The organism is Streptomyces olivaceoviridis (assembly GCF_014650115.1).
In the GTDB taxonomy this organism is placed as follows: Bacteria; Actinomycetota; Actinomycetes; order Streptomycetales; family Streptomycetaceae; genus Streptomyces; species Streptomyces olivaceoviridis.
Map to the genome: position 1 here is coordinate 214,515 of NZ_BMUI01000014.1, position 15,806 is coordinate 230,320.

The 15,806-nt window shown below is 71.0% G+C and carries 15 protein-coding genes and 2 pseudogenes; 10 read left to right on the top strand and 7 right to left on the bottom strand.

All coding sequences use genetic code 11. The features are described from left to right. Window positions 1-204: 204 nt before the first annotated feature. A pseudogene (locus tag IE273_RS44740) lies at window positions 205-354 on the bottom strand (DUF6233 domain-containing protein); the annotation flags it as partial. Window positions 355-1,795: 1,441 nt separating this feature from the next. Between IE273_RS44740 and IE273_RS25670 the strand changes: the two are divergent. Beyond that, window positions 1,796-1,942, top strand: a pseudogene (locus tag IE273_RS25670) (IS701 family transposase); the annotation flags it as partial. A gap of 248 nt (window positions 1,943-2,190) precedes the next feature. Here IE273_RS25670 and IE273_RS25675 read toward each other — a convergent pair. Both IE273_RS25675 and IE273_RS25680 read right to left on the bottom strand, forming a co-directional pair. Then, on the bottom strand, window positions 2,191-2,874 hold the full coding sequence (locus IE273_RS25675) for an ABC transporter ATP-binding protein (protein ID WP_189817524.1): 684 nt from the start codon (window positions 2,872-2,874) through the stop codon (window positions 2,191-2,193). Then, window positions 2,871-3,959 (bottom strand): ABC transporter permease, encoded by a 1,089-nt coding sequence (locus IE273_RS25680; RefSeq protein ID WP_189817525.1) that lies wholly within the window; start codon window positions 3,957-3,959, stop codon window positions 2,871-2,873. The genes IE273_RS25675 and IE273_RS25680 overlap by 4 nt, the downstream gene beginning before the upstream one ends. Window positions 3,960-4,132: 173 nt before the next feature. Between IE273_RS25680 and IE273_RS25685 the strand changes: the two genes are divergently transcribed. Then, entirely contained in the window at window positions 4,133-5,359 is a 1,227-nt protein-coding gene (locus IE273_RS25685) for a sensor histidine kinase (RefSeq protein ID WP_189817526.1), read from the top strand. After that, on the top strand, window positions 5,356-5,994 hold the full coding sequence (locus IE273_RS25690) for a response regulator (RefSeq protein ID WP_189817527.1): 639 nt from the start codon (window positions 5,356-5,358) through the stop codon (window positions 5,992-5,994). Before IE273_RS25685 ends, IE273_RS25690 begins: the two co-directional genes overlap by 4 nt. 1,092 nt (window positions 5,995-7,086) lie before the next feature. Here IE273_RS25690 and IE273_RS25695 read toward each other — a convergent pair. Continuing rightward, entirely contained in the window at window positions 7,087-7,974 is an 888-nt protein-coding gene (locus tag IE273_RS25695; RefSeq protein ID WP_229887515.1) for a LysR family transcriptional regulator, read from the bottom strand. Between the two features lie 172 nt (window positions 7,975-8,146). Between IE273_RS25695 and IE273_RS25700 the strand changes: the two genes are divergently transcribed. Further along, window positions 8,147-9,259, top strand: coding sequence for an MFS transporter (locus IE273_RS25700; RefSeq protein WP_189817529.1), 1,113 nt, complete (start codon window positions 8,147-8,149; stop codon window positions 9,257-9,259). 386 nt (window positions 9,260-9,645) lie between these two features. Next, window positions 9,646-10,200: a hypothetical protein gene (locus tag IE273_RS25705; protein ID WP_189817530.1), complete on the top strand. Its 555-nt coding sequence runs from the start codon at window positions 9,646-9,648 to the stop codon at window positions 10,198-10,200. Here the strand turns inward: IE273_RS25705 and IE273_RS43795 are convergent. Further along, window positions 10,085-10,576 (bottom strand): FG-GAP repeat protein, encoded by a 492-nt coding sequence (locus tag IE273_RS43795; protein WP_229887525.1) that lies wholly within the window; start codon window positions 10,574-10,576, stop codon window positions 10,085-10,087. The genes IE273_RS25705 and IE273_RS43795 overlap by 116 nt on opposite strands. Here IE273_RS43795 and IE273_RS43800 point away from each other — a divergent pair. Next, complete coding sequence (locus IE273_RS43800) at window positions 10,478-10,708, top strand: hypothetical protein (protein WP_229887526.1); 231 nt, start codon at window positions 10,478-10,480, stop codon at window positions 10,706-10,708. The genes IE273_RS43795 and IE273_RS43800 overlap by 99 nt on opposite strands. Window positions 10,709-10,894: 186 nt before the next feature. Here the strand turns inward: IE273_RS43800 and IE273_RS25720 are convergent, their stop codons facing one another. Then, window positions 10,895-11,386 carry a DUF3761 domain-containing protein gene (locus IE273_RS25720; protein ID WP_189817531.1) on the bottom strand — a complete coding sequence of 164 codons (492 nt, stop codon included), beginning with the start codon at window positions 11,384-11,386 and terminating at the stop codon, window positions 10,895-10,897. Between the two features lie 258 nt (window positions 11,387-11,644). Here IE273_RS25720 and IE273_RS25725 point away from each other — a divergent pair, with 258 nt between their 5' ends. The 3 genes from IE273_RS25725 to IE273_RS25735 all read left to right on the top strand — a co-directional run bounded on the left by IE273_RS25725 (window position 11,645) and on the right by IE273_RS25735 (window position 13,111). Continuing rightward, window positions 11,645-11,824, top strand: coding sequence for a hypothetical protein (locus tag IE273_RS25725; RefSeq protein ID WP_229887516.1), 180 nt, complete (start codon window positions 11,645-11,647; stop codon window positions 11,822-11,824). Continuing rightward, entirely contained in the window at window positions 11,821-12,252 is a 432-nt protein-coding gene (locus IE273_RS25730) for a hypothetical protein (RefSeq protein WP_189817552.1), read from the top strand. Before IE273_RS25725 ends, IE273_RS25730 begins: the two co-directional genes overlap by 4 nt. A gap of 436 nt (window positions 12,253-12,688) precedes the next feature. After that, the gene (locus IE273_RS25735) at window positions 12,689-13,111 is read left to right on the top strand and encodes a hypothetical protein (RefSeq protein WP_189817532.1); all 423 of its coding nucleotides are present in this window, start codon (window positions 12,689-12,691) and stop codon (window positions 13,109-13,111) included. A 791-nt stretch (window positions 13,112-13,902) separates the two neighbouring features. On the opposite strand, the gene IE273_RS25740 is transcribed toward IE273_RS25735, so the two are convergent. Then, a complete protein-coding gene (locus IE273_RS25740) occupies window positions 13,903-14,229 on the bottom strand; it encodes a hypothetical protein (protein ID WP_189817533.1) in 327 nt (108 codons plus the stop codon). A 621-nt stretch (window positions 14,230-14,850) separates the two neighbouring features. On the opposite strand from IE273_RS25740, the gene IE273_RS25745 reads away from it, so the two are divergent. After that, window positions 14,851-15,156 carry a hypothetical protein gene (locus IE273_RS25745; RefSeq protein WP_189817534.1) on the top strand — a complete coding sequence of 102 codons (306 nt, stop codon included), beginning with the start codon at window positions 14,851-14,853 and terminating at the stop codon, window positions 15,154-15,156. Window positions 15,157-15,806 lie beyond the last annotated feature (650 nt).

Consider the following 15,806-nt stretch of genomic DNA (forward strand, 5'->3'; position numbering starts at 1 on the left):
GTGGTTGAGAGGGGCGTGATGGTGAAGGGAACAGTGTCCCCGGGCCTCATCCATCGCATGCGAGGACGATCGTTCGGCTGAAGCCTCGCATTGCCTTTCGCCGCGTAGGCGACCGCCCTTCACGATCACACCCCTTTGCGGGTTCAGCCCCGGCCGGCACGCCGGCCGGGGCTCTGCGCGTCGGTCCCCGATGCCGAGGGCCATGTCCGTTCGGCAGTGCGCGCACGGCGGCGCCTGGCTTCGCAGCGCGTCGAGGGCCTGCTCGCGCTTGGCGGGCCGGCCACGGCCGAGCGCCGACGGTGCAGCAGATCGGCGCGGCCGTCGGCACAGCAGCCGGGCTCCGTGCGCTACCAGCCGGGCGAGCCGGGGCGAATGGCGCGATCGTCCGCGAGCCGGGGCAGTCGTGAGGGATCCGCCGCGCGTGACCGACGCCGGCCGCTTCCACCTGTCGCTCGAATCCGGCGGCCGGCCGGTGCAGCACGGCTGGTGGCACCGCGAGGAGGTGGCGGGGACAAGTTCCGCCGCTTGATCGGCCCGTACGGCGGCATGCTTGAGCGCGCCGCACGGCCTTCTTCACGGCCTGCTCCAGCTCATATCGGTTGCTCTCGGTTGCTCTCGGTTGCTTCGGCGTGTCCCGTGAGTGCGGCCTGCACTGTCTCGGACCCCTCGCGCCAGCGGCGCCTCTGGGCGTCGTACCCCCCACCGGTCAGACCGGCGGGCTTCGCGTACTCCTCCTCAGCGGACCGCTCCCTCAGCGGACCGCTCCGGCTTGATCGACTCATCGGGAACCTGGATCACGGCATGGATGCTCGCTGCCGTCGTGCGGGGCAGAGCGTAAGACCGTGCGGGGCAGAGCGTAAGACGTCGTCGCGCACCAGCAGGCGGCGATGGCCGAGAACCTGCTCGCACCACTGGCCGCCGACCCCGAGCACGACGACGGGACCCGGAGGCCGGACGCCGGGAGGCGATCGACCTGACGGCGTTGCGGGCCTTGAAGGAGTCCCGTACGGACGTGGAAGCCCTCGATCTCACGGCAGAGCGGCCGTGCCACCTCCAAGACGCGTCACCAAGGCGGCCGACGCCTCCCGCGCCCGCACGGACTGTTACGCCGCACAGGACGATGCCGACGCGGTGCACCCGGACGACCAGCAGGCGCACCACCCGCAGGAGCCCGGACCGGACCGGGGCCGGGAGGACTCCGCCGAGAGGACTCCACCGGGTGCGCGCGGCATCGTCTCCGCCACGAGAAGAGGCCCAGCCGCTACCTGGCCGCCATCACCTTGGCCACGGCCTGGTCACGCTCGTACGGAGTCGAGAGGCCGGCAACCCAGCGACGCCTTGGAAGGGGCAGCCAGTGTGGCGCGCCTGCGCGGATCCGGTACGGACCGCGCAGCACCGGTCCCACCGCCGTCAGGTTGCGGGCGGCGCCGGCACCGGGGCGGTCCCGAGTCCCGTTCCCCGGCATATGCCCTGCTGCACGGGGAAACCCCTCAGCTGTTTGCGGGCCCTCGGTTCGGGGCTGCGCCGCCTGCCCGGAGCCGAGCGGGTGATCAGGGTTGCCGACAGCATGCTGGACTGGATCGGACTGGTCTCTCCACGCGACCGCCGGATGGCGGTCTACACCGGCGCCGGGGTGCTCGGCGTCACCGGGGTGGTCGAACGGCCCGTGGCTCTCGCCGGTGCGGCCGTCGCCTGGCTGACCCAGCCGCGCGGCCCCCGACGGGGCGCCCAGGACGAGGCGGCCGGGGCCGCTGCGGCGTCACCCGGTCCCGCGCCCGTGGGAACACAGGACACCCTGCGCCGCTATCCCGGATGGCACCGCCACATGACCCTCGCCATGGCCGCCCACGTCTGCCTGATCGTCCTGCGAGCCCGAGAGCCGGATGCGGGCAGAGCAGCAACGGATCCTCCCGGCTCATCCACCTCACCCTCGCCGAGATCAGGCGGCTGGTCACCCGCCTCACCGACCGCCGCCCCACACCCGCCGAGCACATCCCGCACTGGTCCACCTGGCGCAGACGGCGACGACACCAAGCCCGCACCACCAGCCACTACGAACGACGCGGACACAGCCCCTGACCTGGCCACCAGTCACCACAAACACCGTTGCAGCACTCGGGCGTGTCTGTTGATTCGGTGCTCGTCGCACGCGGAGCTCGCTTGGTCACGTGGCTCGTCCAAGCCGATCCCTTACCGGTTCATGGCCGGGAGGCGCAGGCGTCCGTCCTGGACTTCGGCGATCTGGTCGACGGCGGTGAGGTGGGTGCGGTCGTGGGTGACCAGGACGGTGGCGGTGGCCTGCTGGTGGGTGAGGCGGGTGATGAGGCCGAGGACGGCGGCGCCGCGTTCGTGGTCGAGGGCGCTGGTGGGTTCGTCGACCAGGAGGACGGTGGGGTCGTTCATCAGGGCACGGGCGATGTTGACGCGCTGGCGCTGGCCGCCGGAGAGCTGGTGGGGGCGGCGGCCGGCCTGGTCGGCGAGGCCGACGGCGTCGAGAAGTTCCATCGCGCGGGTGCGGGCGGTGCCGGGTTTGCGGCCGTCGAGCTGGGCCATGACCTGGAGTTGTTCGGCGGCGGTGAGGGAGGGCAGCAGGTTGGGCTGCTGGAAGACGATGCCGATCTTGTGGCGGCGCAGTTCCGTCAGTTCGCCGCGGGTGAGACCGGTGGTGCGCTGGCCGTCGATGGTGACGGTGCCGGTGTCGGGGGTGATCAGGGTGGCGGCGACCGCGAGGAGGCTGGACTTGCCGGAGCCGGAGGGGCCCACCACGGCGGTCAGGCTGCCCTGGGGAACCTCCAGGCTGACCTGGTCGAGAGCGGTCAGGCGGGTGTCGCCGTCGGGGTAGGTGAGGGTGATGTCGGTCAGGTTCAGGCTCATCGGACGCTCCCCAGGGCGGTCAGCGGGTCGACGGAGGTGATGCGGCGGATGGACAGGGCGGCGCCGAGCGCGCCGAGGAGGATGATCACGACGGCCGGGATCAGGACGGTGGCGGGGGTGAGGAGGAACGGCACGGCGGAGCCGGATACGAGCGCGCCGACGGAGGCGGCGATGCCGGTGCCGATCAGGGTGCCGCCGACGAGCAGGACGACGGCCTGGCCGAGGGCGTCCTTGAGCAGATTGGCGGTGGAAGCGCCCAGGGCCTTCAGGACGGCGACGTCACCGCTGCGCTGGATGGTCCAGACGGTGAAGAAGGCTCCGATGACGAGGGCGGAGATGGCGAACAGGAAGCCGCGCATCAGCTGCAGGGAGCCGTTCTCGGAGGTGTAGGAGCCGATCGCGGACAGTGAGTCGTCGGTGGAGACCGTCTTGGTGCCGGCCTGGTGGTCGGTGGCGGCCACATCGGCCTGGGAGGTGGTGCTCAGAGCGATGACGGTCGCGGTCGGGCCGTCGTCAGTGCTGGTGGGCGGCGCGGTCTTCTGCCAGGTGTCCAGACGGGTCCAGATCACCGGGGTGTGGCTGAAGTGGGCGTCGCCCCGGACGGCGGCCACCTTCAGCTGCCGGCCCGCCAGGGTGAAGGAGTCACCCGCCTTGACGCCGAGATCGTCGGCGGCCGTGGTGGACAGCACCACCGCGCTGCCGGTGATCCTGTCGCTGTCCGGGGCGAGGCGGGAGCCGGGCTCGACGCCGAAGGCCGAGACCCCGGTGCTCTTGTCTCCCGCGGTGGCCTTGGTCGTGGTGATACCCAGAGGTTCGGCGCTTTCGACACCGGGCGCCTCGGACCACTTCCTCCACTGCTGCTCGGTGACGGTGGAGTTGGAGTACGACAGCTCCTGCCTGCCGCTGGGAGCCTGAAAGGCGATCTTGTCGGCAGGCAGGGACGTGATCGCGGAGACGTTCTGCCGGCCCAGTCCGGCCGTCAGCCCGGACAGCAGCCCGACCAACAGGGTGATCAGCACGATGACAGCCCCCATCAGGGCGAAGCGCCCCTTGGCGAACTTCAGGTCTCTCCAGGCGACGAACACGGCCCTGGCCTGTCCTTTCCAGCGGCGGAAGCGGTATGACCCCACCCTCTCCGCAGGCCCCCTGTGCGCGCGTCCGGCGCAGGAGGGCACTTGGCGGGCTGAAAGACGGCACACGGGTTCCAACTTTTGATGGAGGCTCCTCCGGCGTCAGCTTTCGTAACCTGGGACGCACTGTGAACTCTGCCGCCCCTGCCCTGACGCCGACCACCCGGACCCTGGCCCGGTGCCTGCACCTGCTGGTCATCGGCCTGCTCGCCCTGGCCGCCGGCCGGGCCGTGGCCGACGACCGGCCCCACGCCGGATGGGTCATTGCCACGGCGGCGACATGCGGCCTGGTGTACGCGGCGGGGCCCACGCTGCCGCGCGTACGCCGCTCGCGGCGGGCCGCCGCCTTGTGGCTGGCCGCGGTGGGCGCCTGCTGGCTGGTGCTGCTCGCCTTGTCCCCCGATGCCGTGTGGGTGGCCTTCCCGCTCTACTTCCTCCAACTCCACCTGCTGCCCGGCCGCGCCGCACTGGCAACCGTGGCCGCCACCGCCGCCGTCGCCATCGCGGGCTTCGCCGCCCACCAGCACTCCTTCAGCCCCGCCATGGCCATCGGCCCCGCCCTCGGCGCCGCCGTGGCCGTCGCCGTGGTGTGGGGGTACCAGGCCCTGTACCGGGAGAGCGAACACCGGCGTCGACTGATCGAGGAACTCACCGTCACCCGCGCCGACCTGGCCGCGGCCCAGCACACCGCCGGCGTACTGGCCGAACGCGACCGCCTGGCCCGCGAGATCCACGACACCCTCGCCCAGGGCCTGACCAGCGTCCAGCTCCTGCTGCGCGCCGCCGAACGAGCGCTGCCCCACACCCCGGAGAACGCGGCCCGCTACGTCGACCAGGCCCGGCAGGCCGCCGTCGACAACCTCGCCGAGGCCCGCCGCTTCGTCGCCGCTCTCACCCCGCCCACCCTGGAAGGCACCACCCTGGCCGCAGCCCTGGAACGCCTGTGCACCACCACCTCCGCCCGGCACCGGATCACCGCACGCTTCCACCTCACGGGCGACCCCACCCCGCTCGCCACCGCGTACGAGGTCGCCCTGCTGCGTATCGCCCAGTCCGCCCTGGCCAACACCGTCCAGCACGCCGAGGCCACCACCGCCGACGTCACTCTCAGCTACCTCGGTGACCGCGTGGCCCTCGACGTCGTCGACGACGGCCGCGGCTTCGACCCCGCCGTCCTGCCCGCCCCCGACCCCGAGGCCGGCGGCTTCGGGCTGGCCGCCATGCGCGCCCGCACCCGGGCCCTCGGCGGCACTCTCGCCATCGAACCCGTCCCCGTCCCCGGCCACGGCACCGCCCTGGCCGTCCAACTGCCCCTCACCCCGCAATCCGACACCGAGCCCGAGGCCCGCCCGTGACCGACGACGCACTCATCCGCCTACTCCTGGCCGACGACCACCCGGTCGTGCGGGCCGGACTGCGCGCCGTGCTGGAAACCGAGCCCGGCCTCGTCGTCGTGGCCGAAGCCGCCACCGCCGAGAACGCCGTCACCCGCGCCGCCGAAGGCGACATCGACGTCGTCCTGATGGACCTGCGGTTCGGCAAGGGCATGGGCGGCGCCGAGGCCACCGCCCGGATCACTGCCCGGCCCGGAGCCCCCCGTGTGCTGATCGTCACCACCTACGACTCCGATGCCGACACTCTGCCCGCCATCGAAGCCGGTGCCACCGGCTACCTCCTCAAAGACGCCCCGCCCGAGGACCTGGCCGCCGCCGTACGCACCGCGGCCGCCGGACGCACCACACTGGCGCCCACCGTCGCCGACCGGCTGATGAACCGGCTGCGCGCCCCCGGCACCGCCCTGACCCGGCGCGAGACCGAAGTTCTCACCCTGGTCGCCGACGGCTTGTCCAACCAGGCCATCGGCGCACGTCTCCACCTGACCGAGGGAACGGTCAAGTCCCACCTGGCCCGCATCTACGCCAAACTCGACGTCGACTCCCGCACCGCCGCCGTCGCCGCAGCCACCGACCTCGGCCTCATCCGGCGTTGAGCCGGGTGCATACGGCACCCTGAGCCGCCCGTGACGCATGTGGCACCATCGGGTCTCAGCCATTGCGGACAGCCGCTCGCACGCTCATCCTCCGGCGCACCTCGCAACGCGCCCGCCTGAACGGGATCGCGCTGAAAGGCGAGGACCGGCATCGACGCCGACCAGGTCGCCGAGCAGATCAGCCTCGACGACGCCCGCGAGTCCCGCCTGGTCGCCGAGCAGGCCATGGACCGGACCCGCGACAGGTTCGGACCCGCGTCCATCGGGCCGGCCGCTGTCGTGCCCTTGCGCCGGGCCTCATGACCGACCCGGGCGCGTATGCGCGGCTCCGGCCGCTTCCACCTGTCGCTCGACACCGGCGGCTGACCGGTGCAGCACGGCCGGTGGCACCGCGAGGAGGGGGCGCGGGACAAGTTGCGTCGCCGGCTCGGTGAGTACCGGGACCATGCCCGGCGCCCGCCTCGGCGCCCTCGTCGAGCCGGGCGATGATCGACGCGATGAGGGCAGTGCGCCAGGAATGCTCCGCGACCGACTCGGGGTCCTCGGGCCGGCCAGCCACCAGCCGCTGCGCCTGGTCTGCTCGCGCGCCACCGCGGTCGGATCCTGAGCGGCCCTTTGTGCGCTCCGACGATCGCATCTCCCCCCGATCGACCGGAGCCGCTGCCGATCGTCGGGAGTGTCTCCCGCGGGAGCCGCTATGAAGATCAAGAACTGCCCGCGATCTTTGGCCGGGGTGGGTCGTGATCCCGATCGAGCGGACCGCGTGCCCGCGGTTCAGGTGGTTGAACATCTCGGATGAGCTGCGTCTGTTCCTCGCCGGCCGGGGAGGAGGCGGAGTGGACGGCTGAGCGGATGGATGCCGAGGGCCAACAGCTCGTGCTGCTTCCGGTGTATCGGCGGCTGGGCCGGTCTTGACGTCGGACGAATACCTGGTCGGTGCGCGACGGGCACCGTGCCCGGTAACGAGGGCCGACGTGTGTGCGGCCCGGTCGAGTTGGCGACTTCCGTACGGCGGCTTCGGGCCGGCCGTAGGCGGCGCTTCACCTGTGTGCCCTGCCGGGTCGGCACCGACTGTGTCGAGGGGGTACGGAGTCATGGAGCTGCGGGACCAAGGGCCAGGAGGGCCCGCAACGGCCGGGTGGGCCGCGGTGCGCCCCGCCAGATCAGTGCCTTGCGGTAAGTGAGGGAGGGCCTGATGGGGACGGCACTGACGCGGGGGTTGCCGGCGAGAGCCCGGTCGGTGCCCACCGTCAGGGAGACGCCGATGCCGGCCTCCACCAGGGCGACGTGGAGGGCCGCGTCGTTGGTCGCGTACCGGGTGGCGAAGTCGATGCCGGCGGCATCGAACGCGGATTGCAGCCATGGCCGCAGTCCGCTGTCCTGGCCGTAACTGATCAGGGTCTTCCCTGACAGCAGCTCGATGGGAATGCTCGTACGACCTGCCAGAGGGGAGTCCGCCGGGACGACGGCCATGATCTCGTCTTCGAGCATGACCACACTGCGCATGCCCTGGGGCAGGGGATGCTCCGGCAGGGCCACCACGGCGGCATCCAGCTCGCCGTTCTCGACGCGCGAGATGAGCCCGGCGCTGCGCCCCTCGACGAGCTGCACGGCGACGCCCGGGTACCGGCGGTGGAAGGCTCCCAGGAGCGCGGGCAGACGGGTGTGCTGGACCCCGTCCACGGTGCCCAGGAGGAGCGTGCCGGTGACCAGCGCGGTGCGGGAGGCGAACTCCGCGGTCACCCTGTCGGCATCGGCGAGGGTCTGGCTGGCCAGGGGGAGCAGCACCCGGCCGGCCTCGGTCAGGCGGACGCTGCGTGGATTGCGTTCGAAGAGCGCTTCCCCGAGCTCCTTCTCCAGGGAGCGGATCTGGTGACTTACGGCGGGCTGTGCGACGGACAGCCGGTCGGCGGCGCGGGTGAAGCTCTGCTCCTCGGCCACGGCGACGAAGAACCGCAGGGTTCTCAATTCCACGATCATTCACCTCATTTATTACTAGCATCGAAAACTGGTCTTTGACCTCGATGCTACGTATCTTCACTCTGGAGGCATGGCGGATGTGAGACAGGCGTCGAAGCGCCTCGACAGGGTTGGTCCGAAGGCCGCGGACACCTCTGACCGGGCCGGACTCAGCAGCAGACATGTGGCATGGATGTCGATCGCGGCCGGCGTGAGCGTCGCCAACATCTACTACCTGCAGCCGCTGCTGCGACCGCTGGCCGCCTCGTTCGCGGTCTCCGACGCACTCGCCGGACTGCTGCCGATGATCACCATGGTGGGTTACGCCGCGGGGCTGCTCCTGGTCGTGCCCGTGCTGGAAAGGGCCGGGCTGCACCGGCTGATGCGCTGGCTGAACGCGGGCAGGCTGATCGCCCTGGCTCTGGCCGCGTCCGCGACGGGCTACCCGGTGTTCGCAGCGGCATCGGTGCTGCTGGGAGCAACGAGTGTGCTGGCACAGATCCTGATGCCGGCGGCCGTGTCGCTGGTGCCGCGAGAGGCGGTGGGGCGCACCACGGCGCGCATCACGGCCGGCCTCTTCGGTGGCATCGTGGGCGCCCGCGTCATCGCCGGGGCACTCGACGGCCTCCTCGGCTGGCGTCCGGTGTACGCGCTGTCGGCGCTCGCGACGCTGGTCGTGCACCTTGCTCTGCGCCGGTTGCCGGAGCCGCCCTTGCGTCACGCGCTGGGCTACCGGGCCCTTCTGAGGTCGCTTCTTCCGCTCCTGCGCAGCGAGCGTGGTCTGCGGCGGGCGGCGCTCACCGCCGCTGCCGGCTTCGCCGCGTTCAACCTCTTCTGGACGGCGGTCACGCTGTACGTGACCGGCCCGACGCACGGCTGGTCGACGACCGGTGCGGGCCTGCTGGGACTGGTGGGCGTCGTGGGCACCGCCACGGTGCTGGCCACCGGCCGGTTCCTCGACCGCGGGGCGCAGCGGGGCCTCGCCGTGGCAGCCGCTGGTGTGATGGCCCTTGGTCTCCTCGTCGCCGGTCTGTGGGGGCTGTCGGCCGGCGCGCTCATCCTCGGGGCACTGCTGCTGGACTCCGGCGCACGTGTGAGCAACGTCGCCAATCAAACGCACGCCCTCAGGCAGCGTCCCGAAGCGCGCGCTCGTCTCAACACCCTCTACATGACGACCTACTTCGCAGCCGGGTCCGTCGGTTCCGCGGCGGGAGCGCTGCTGTTCGCCCATATCGGCTGGACCCTGACCACCCTGGTCGCCGCGGCCCTGGCCGCGCTCGGTGCCACGCTCGCAGCCAGAGCGTAGCGAAGCGTTCGACAGTCCTCTCGAGGTCGGGTGCGACCGTCGGCACATCCGCCCTGTCCAGCAGGCTCATCACCTCATCTCGGGAGGCACCGTACGCAGTGCGTCGCGGCGACATCGGCGGTGCGCCGACAGGCAAGCGCCACCGGTCCACCGGTTCTAGGGTCGCCGCATCCGAAGAAGCCGAACCGACGCCGTGGCGCCGGTGATCCCGGTGCTGGAACCCGCGGCGACGGCCCGGCCCGCACCACCTCCTCACCCTGCCCCCGTCCTGGGCCGCGAAGCGGTCGACGGATGACCGAGGGCGGTCGAACCGGCAGTGTCCGGTCGGCCTTCCCCTGCACAAGCCGGCCCGGTTCCAACCGTGGCCCTCACCGAAGGAGCGAACAATGAGTGATCCGAAGAAGGTCCTGACCGATCTGGTCCTGTCCACCTCGACGGAGCACGCGCCGCTCGACGCGCCCTGGGACGCGATCGACATCGCCGACTGGCTGCTGAACCTGCCGGACAAGGAGTACCAGCGCTGCGCCCCGCCCGACCACAAGGCGGCGGGCTACACCACGACCGACGACGGCCGGCCGATGTCCATCAACGTGGAGATGATCGGCACCGGACTGGTGATCCAGCACTACGTCGCCGAGATCGCCGAGAAGCACCACTGCCACATGGTGTCCACCTCCGACGTGCTCACCCCGCACGGCTGGACGTCGGTCCAGGTGATCTGGGACCTGTCGGTCAAGGACAACGGCGACGGCACCGTCACCTACACCAACCAGGTCACCAGTCACCCCACCCAGGAGTTCATGGAGTTCAACGAGGAGAACGGCATCACCTTCGAGCAGGCCGCAGCCGCACGGCAAGCCGCCTCCGGTGACCACAACCGGCGGGAGACCCCGCTGTTCGCCGCGAGCATCGCACGCCACGCCCTCGCTCGGAACTCGTGATGACCACGCAGCCCGAGACACCTTCCACGCCGTTGTCGCCGCGCGAGATGGCCCGCGCCTTCACCCCGGCCCTGACCGAACTGGTGGAGGACCCCCTGTACAGCGAGGTCTGGGCGGATCCTGTCACCGAGCCATTGCCCGACCCATCTCCTTCGCTGCCGACCAGCAGGTCGGCGTACCCGTCGCGGTTCATGTCGCCGCTGGCGAGGCTGCTGCCGAAGTAGTCCTGGTACCCGGGCGTGCCAGGGACGTTGGCGGAGTTCTGCGTGATGTAGACGTGCTTGCCGGTCAGGCCGTGGGCGGAGCCGAAGGTGACGAGAATGGCACCGGCATTCTGTTTCCCGCTGACCGTCTTGCCCGGCATGCCGATGGCCAGGTCGCGGTATCCGTCGCCGTTGAAGTCGTCGGCCAGTTTGGACCCGGCGGCGACGGCCTGGCCGGCCGAGACGGCCACCAGACCGCCGGTCAGACAAGCCGCCAGGGCCGCTGCCACGGCGAGACGGACTGAGTGACGCACGAAGACCTCCCATTTCACCGCGGACGCCGACGGCGGCCGCGAACCAGGATGATGGCCGGCAACCCCGTGTCTGGCGGGCCGGCGGCCTGGCTTCCCCACCTCCCACCGGGCCGCTGCCCACCCGCGGGACAGTCGGCCCAGCCACTGCCACTGGCTGGTCGGAGAGCACAACCCGCACTACCTGTAGAAGACGTCCACGCCTCCATGGTGCGAGCAGGCGCCCTGGTGATGTGCGGCGTAGGAGTACGTGCCGTCGTTGCAGCGGGCGGTGGCACCGTTTCCAGCTCCGATGGAGCCACCTGAGGAGCTTGAGCTGCCGCCTCCGGATGAACCGCCTGACGAACTGCCGCTGTTCCCGGAGCCCGCTGCGGCGGCGTGGGCGGTGACGGTCACCTTCACTTTGACCGTCTTGGTCTTGGTCACTGTCGGCGCGGGTCCCGGCGTCGCCGTTTCCGTGACGGTGGCCGTTGCGGTGACCGTGGCCGTCGGCCGCACCTTGTCGGCTGCCGGCTTCGCATCGCTGCCGGTGTTCTGGTCGCCGGCGCCGGCGCCGGCGCCGATGCCGAGGAAGAAGGCGAGGCCGATCGCGGGCAGCACGTACCACTTGCGTGCCCACTTCGGGGCGGTTCTGACGGTCGGCGGCTGCGGCGTGGTGTACGGGTTGGTCATGTGTCCCCCCCCAGGACATCTCAAGGGCACAGACGCTAGCGTCGGTTGTGAGTCCTGGTGTGCTGGTTGTGTGCGTGCGTCATCTCTTCGTGACGTCCCCCAGCCACGGTGCCAGGTCCTTCACCGCGTCGTCCTCGGCCGTTGCTGCGCCGCAGATCATCAGCGACGGTTCCCGATCCGAGGTGCTCTGTTCCGGGTTCGCGGCGTGGTCGGCCGAAAGGTGTCCTGGTGTGGCCTCAGTGGTCTTAGCGTCGTGGTGTGACCACTGTTGACCACACGGCTTACCGGTACCGCAGCGCCGTCCCCGAGGACAAGGACGCCATCGAGGCCCTGGACGGCTCCTTCACCACCCGCACCGTCTTCCGGGTGACTGCCGACGCCGACGGGTTCGCGCTACGGGAGATGCCCAGAGGAGGCGGACGGCGACGGGGGCGATGACGGGAACGCCCGCACCTTCGTCGCCCAGGGGGCCGCCGGCGATCTGGCCGGGTTCGTCACGAGCCGACAGCAGGCGGCACACGGCCGGGGCGGCCCCGTCGCCCGGCTCGCACGTCACGGTCAGCAGCCAGGCCGACGCGTTCCCCGGTGCCGCGGCCCGCTCGTACCACTCCACGCGCGCGTCCAGCAGCCGGCAGCCCGCAGGGCGGGCCGCGTACCACCGCTGGAAGGGCTCGGACCGTCACACCGCCAAGGGGGACGGCCCGCCCGCCGCCGGTGCGGTGGGAGCCGCGGCCCACGGCCCGCAGGGCCGCTTCGGCCGCGCCGGGCAGCGCGCGCTCTACCGGCACCCCGAACTCCTCGGCGAAGTGCAGGAGATACGCCATGCGCTCGGCCTCCGGCGGTGCACCCGATACCGCCCGACCTGAGTCGTACCACGCCCCCCACTTGACGTTGGACACCAGCCCGGGGAGCCCGTGCATCTCCCGGGGGATCCAGAACGGCACCACGTCCGAGCGCCGCATCGCCTCCTCCTCTCAGGCGATCTGGTCGCCGTACGGGGGTAAGACCCGCAGGCGGTGGGCTCCGGCAGGAAGACCGTCAGCCGCCCCCGGTCCTCCCAGGCGGCGCGCAGAGCGGCGACCGCGGCCGGGCGCCAGGACGGCTCCGCGGGGTCGGTGGGTGTGGGCCCGCACAGGTACACGGCCGCGTCCCAGGACTCGGGCGGTTCCTGGCCGACGTACACGACCTCGACCGGGGCGGGGCTTGAGTGAGGGGCTCTGCGGGCGCGGGCCCGTGCGGACGAGTCGTTCGCGGAGTTCGGCCTGGACGGGTTCCAGCGGGCCCACCCCACCCAGCTGAGCGGTGGCATGCGGCAGCGGGCCGCACTGCTGCGCACCGTGCGGAACCGTCGTTTCCGAGACGTTCCGGACGTGGACCGACCCGATCACCGGGGAGACCCGGAGCGAGCGACGCATCCGCCGGCGGCCGGGCGACTGGCGCGCGTCGGCGTGGCTGCTCGTGCGCCTGGACCCCGACCCCAAGTCGCTGGAGGAGCTGCTGGACGAAGACGACGCCCGCCGGCGCGCCCGGCAGGAGACGCCCATGGAACGGGCACTCACGCCCCACCTCCAGGACCTCGCTGCCCGTCTCCAGAAGACGCTCGCGCAGTACCAGGAGGAGGACGGCACCACAGCCACGGTGGACGACGGCACCGGGTCCGACTTCCGCGAGACCCCTTCGTGGAGAAGTTGTCGGCGTCGGCGGAGCGTTCCGGAGGCCCCTTGACCACGCAGGTCAGGACCCATGGCGGTGCTCCGCTCGATGTCGCACAGCTCACGCATTGGAATGACTCTGGCTTTCGCCCGTGACGATTTCCCTGCCCCGAACTCCACGGCCTGCCGCATGTGTCCGAAACCCACCAAGACAAGGGTGGCTCCTGGCTGCCAGGATTCTTGCGTTCAGGCGTTGCCTGGACGTGATCCCGAAATCGAGGGGGTGACACATGATCGGTTGGCGCGAGAAAGTCGCGATGGGCGCGTCGGCTCTTGCACTTGCTTTCGGAGGGGCCGCAGGAACGGCTTCGGCGGGGACGGTATCCGCGCAGGGTTGGAACGGGCATTGCTACGCCCTCAGCCGTACCACCACATCTTTCACTGGCTGGTGTGATGGCACGGGGCCGCAGAGGTACGCCACCAAGGTGTACTGCACCAGGGGCTGGTACACCGCCACGTACTCGAAATGGTATGGGGACCGGACGGGAGTGTATGCCGCTTGTCCGAGCGGGCAGACACGTATAGATGACGACTATGCCCACAACGTCTAGCCTCGATCTTTTGTGACGGTCCGTCGATTCTTTCGGCGGGCCGTTCGGTTGGTGGAGTCGGTGGTGGGCGCGCTGTTCATACTCCCTTTCGATCCGAAAGCTACTGACGTGCTATTTGTCGCCTGGTTCGCCGCTCGTTAACGGCACCCCAACTCCCCCCGCGTTTCCCTCCTGCAGAACTCTCTCCACCGGCCCCAAGGCTCCCCCTCAGGGCATCCGCGCCGCACAGGCCCCGGTGGACCGCCCGGCGGGATCAGCCGGTGGCCCGTACGCCCTTCCAGCCGGGTCCGAGTCCGCGCCGGCGCGGCTGTCCGGAGCGCGGCGCGGGCACCTCGGCGGTGGCCGGGGCGAGGCGCCGGCGCAGTGCGGCGGTGGCGGTCGGGACCACCGCAAGGAATCGCGCGGCCTCCGGGTCGATCGCCGCCAGAGCCTCGGCGAGGACGTCGAGGGCGTCGGCCACGTCCTCGACCGCGCCCGCGCTCCAGGTCCTCGGCGTGACCGTGTCGACCAGCTCGCACGCCGCGTCGGCCACCACCGCCGCCCGCTGCTCGACTCCGGGCCCGGCCTCACTCAGTTCCATATCCCACGGCACCTACCTCATGAGCAACGGCCAAGACCCCACCGACACCCGCAACGCAGACGGCCGCCTGCCCCACGTCGTCCACGCCGGCGGCTGGGGACCGGGCACCGACGCCCGCTCCATTTTTGGCGGCGATGACTTCCGTGATGCCGCTCTATTGGTAGTGGGCGTTGAGGTGGGCGCGCGCGGCCCGGGTGAACTCTTCGAGGGCGTTACGTAGGCGACTGTGCACCTCCATCACCTCCCACTCCGTCCTCGTCGGGTGCGGCTCCGGGTAGAGAGGGACCAACGCCGCAGCCCTGGCCCAGCAGACTCCTACGGAGTTGGCTAGGTCCCCGAGTTGTTCGGCCAGCTCTGCGAGATGGTCAGGACCTTCAAGCGTGACCACGGACATGGCGCGCCTGACATCGTCACCCTGGATGGCTCCCTCGATGTCCTGTCGCCAGGTCGGCGACATTTGCTCCAGCCTCCCCATGGCCATGCTGAGGCCTACCGGAACGTCATGGGGGGCCGGCCCCGTACACGTACCACACCAGGTGCAGCACGTTCCCGGTGCTCGACAGGAAGGACAAGGCGGCTCGGGCGAGTTCGGCGTATGCGTCCCGTTGGTGCTGTCGGCGTATGACCACCGACGGCCTCCCGCACCGTACCTGGCCCGGCACGCTGATGGGCGTGAAAATGCCACGCACCGAGTGCCGGGACTGCGGCCGGCCGATAGCCGCCGGCCCGGTCGCCGGGCGCCTCACCAAGGGCCGCGTGTGGCGGCACGACCCGCCCGGCAGGGTCCGTGAGCCGGGCAGTGCCCTGGTGTCCTGTCCCGGCTCGCTGGCCATCGCGGACGTGCCGCTTCCCGCCCGGCTGTTGGAGCTGCCCGATGAGCCGGGCGAGCTGGACCCGGATGGTATCGACACCGTGGCGCTGTTCTGATCCGCTCTGGGTGGTTCTCGGGAGACGACGCCGGCCATGACCATTGACCTGCCCGAACCCATCGCGGCCGTCCACGCCGCCGGAATGGACGCCGACGAGCCCGGCACCCGCCTCGGGCCCTTCGACCAGAGCATCTGGTTCGCGTACCGCCGCCCCAACGGTCCCGCGTTCGGCCTGGCGCTCGTGGAGGGCCCCGTTCGTGTGCCGGACGTCGGCGAGACCATCACCTTGTGGACCGAGCAGGTACCTCTCCGGTGGTGGGTATCGAGTCCCACTTCGGACTTCTGTAAGCCCTCCGCCCGGACGGCGTCCAGCGGCCCCACGGCGGTGGTTCCGCCCGGCCGTGGAGCACGAGCCGTCGTGGACATGCCGCTCACGCCAGGGGCTGAAGCTGGCAGCCGTCCCGGAGTCGGCCGGCCTGCGGCCCGGTACCGCTTACCTTGGTACCGGGCCGTCAGCCCGTTGCGGTTATCGGCGGACGTTGATGGTGATGCCGGCGCCGCCGAGGCCGGCACCCACCAGAGTGCTCCCTGATGTCCGGGGTGGTTGTCCCGGGTTGGTGTGGCGGTGGGGGGTTCGTCAGGAGGGTTTCGCGGGGGCAGCGCGGGTGGGCGGTGTTGTTGCGGCGGGTGCTCTTTGCGGAGGTGATG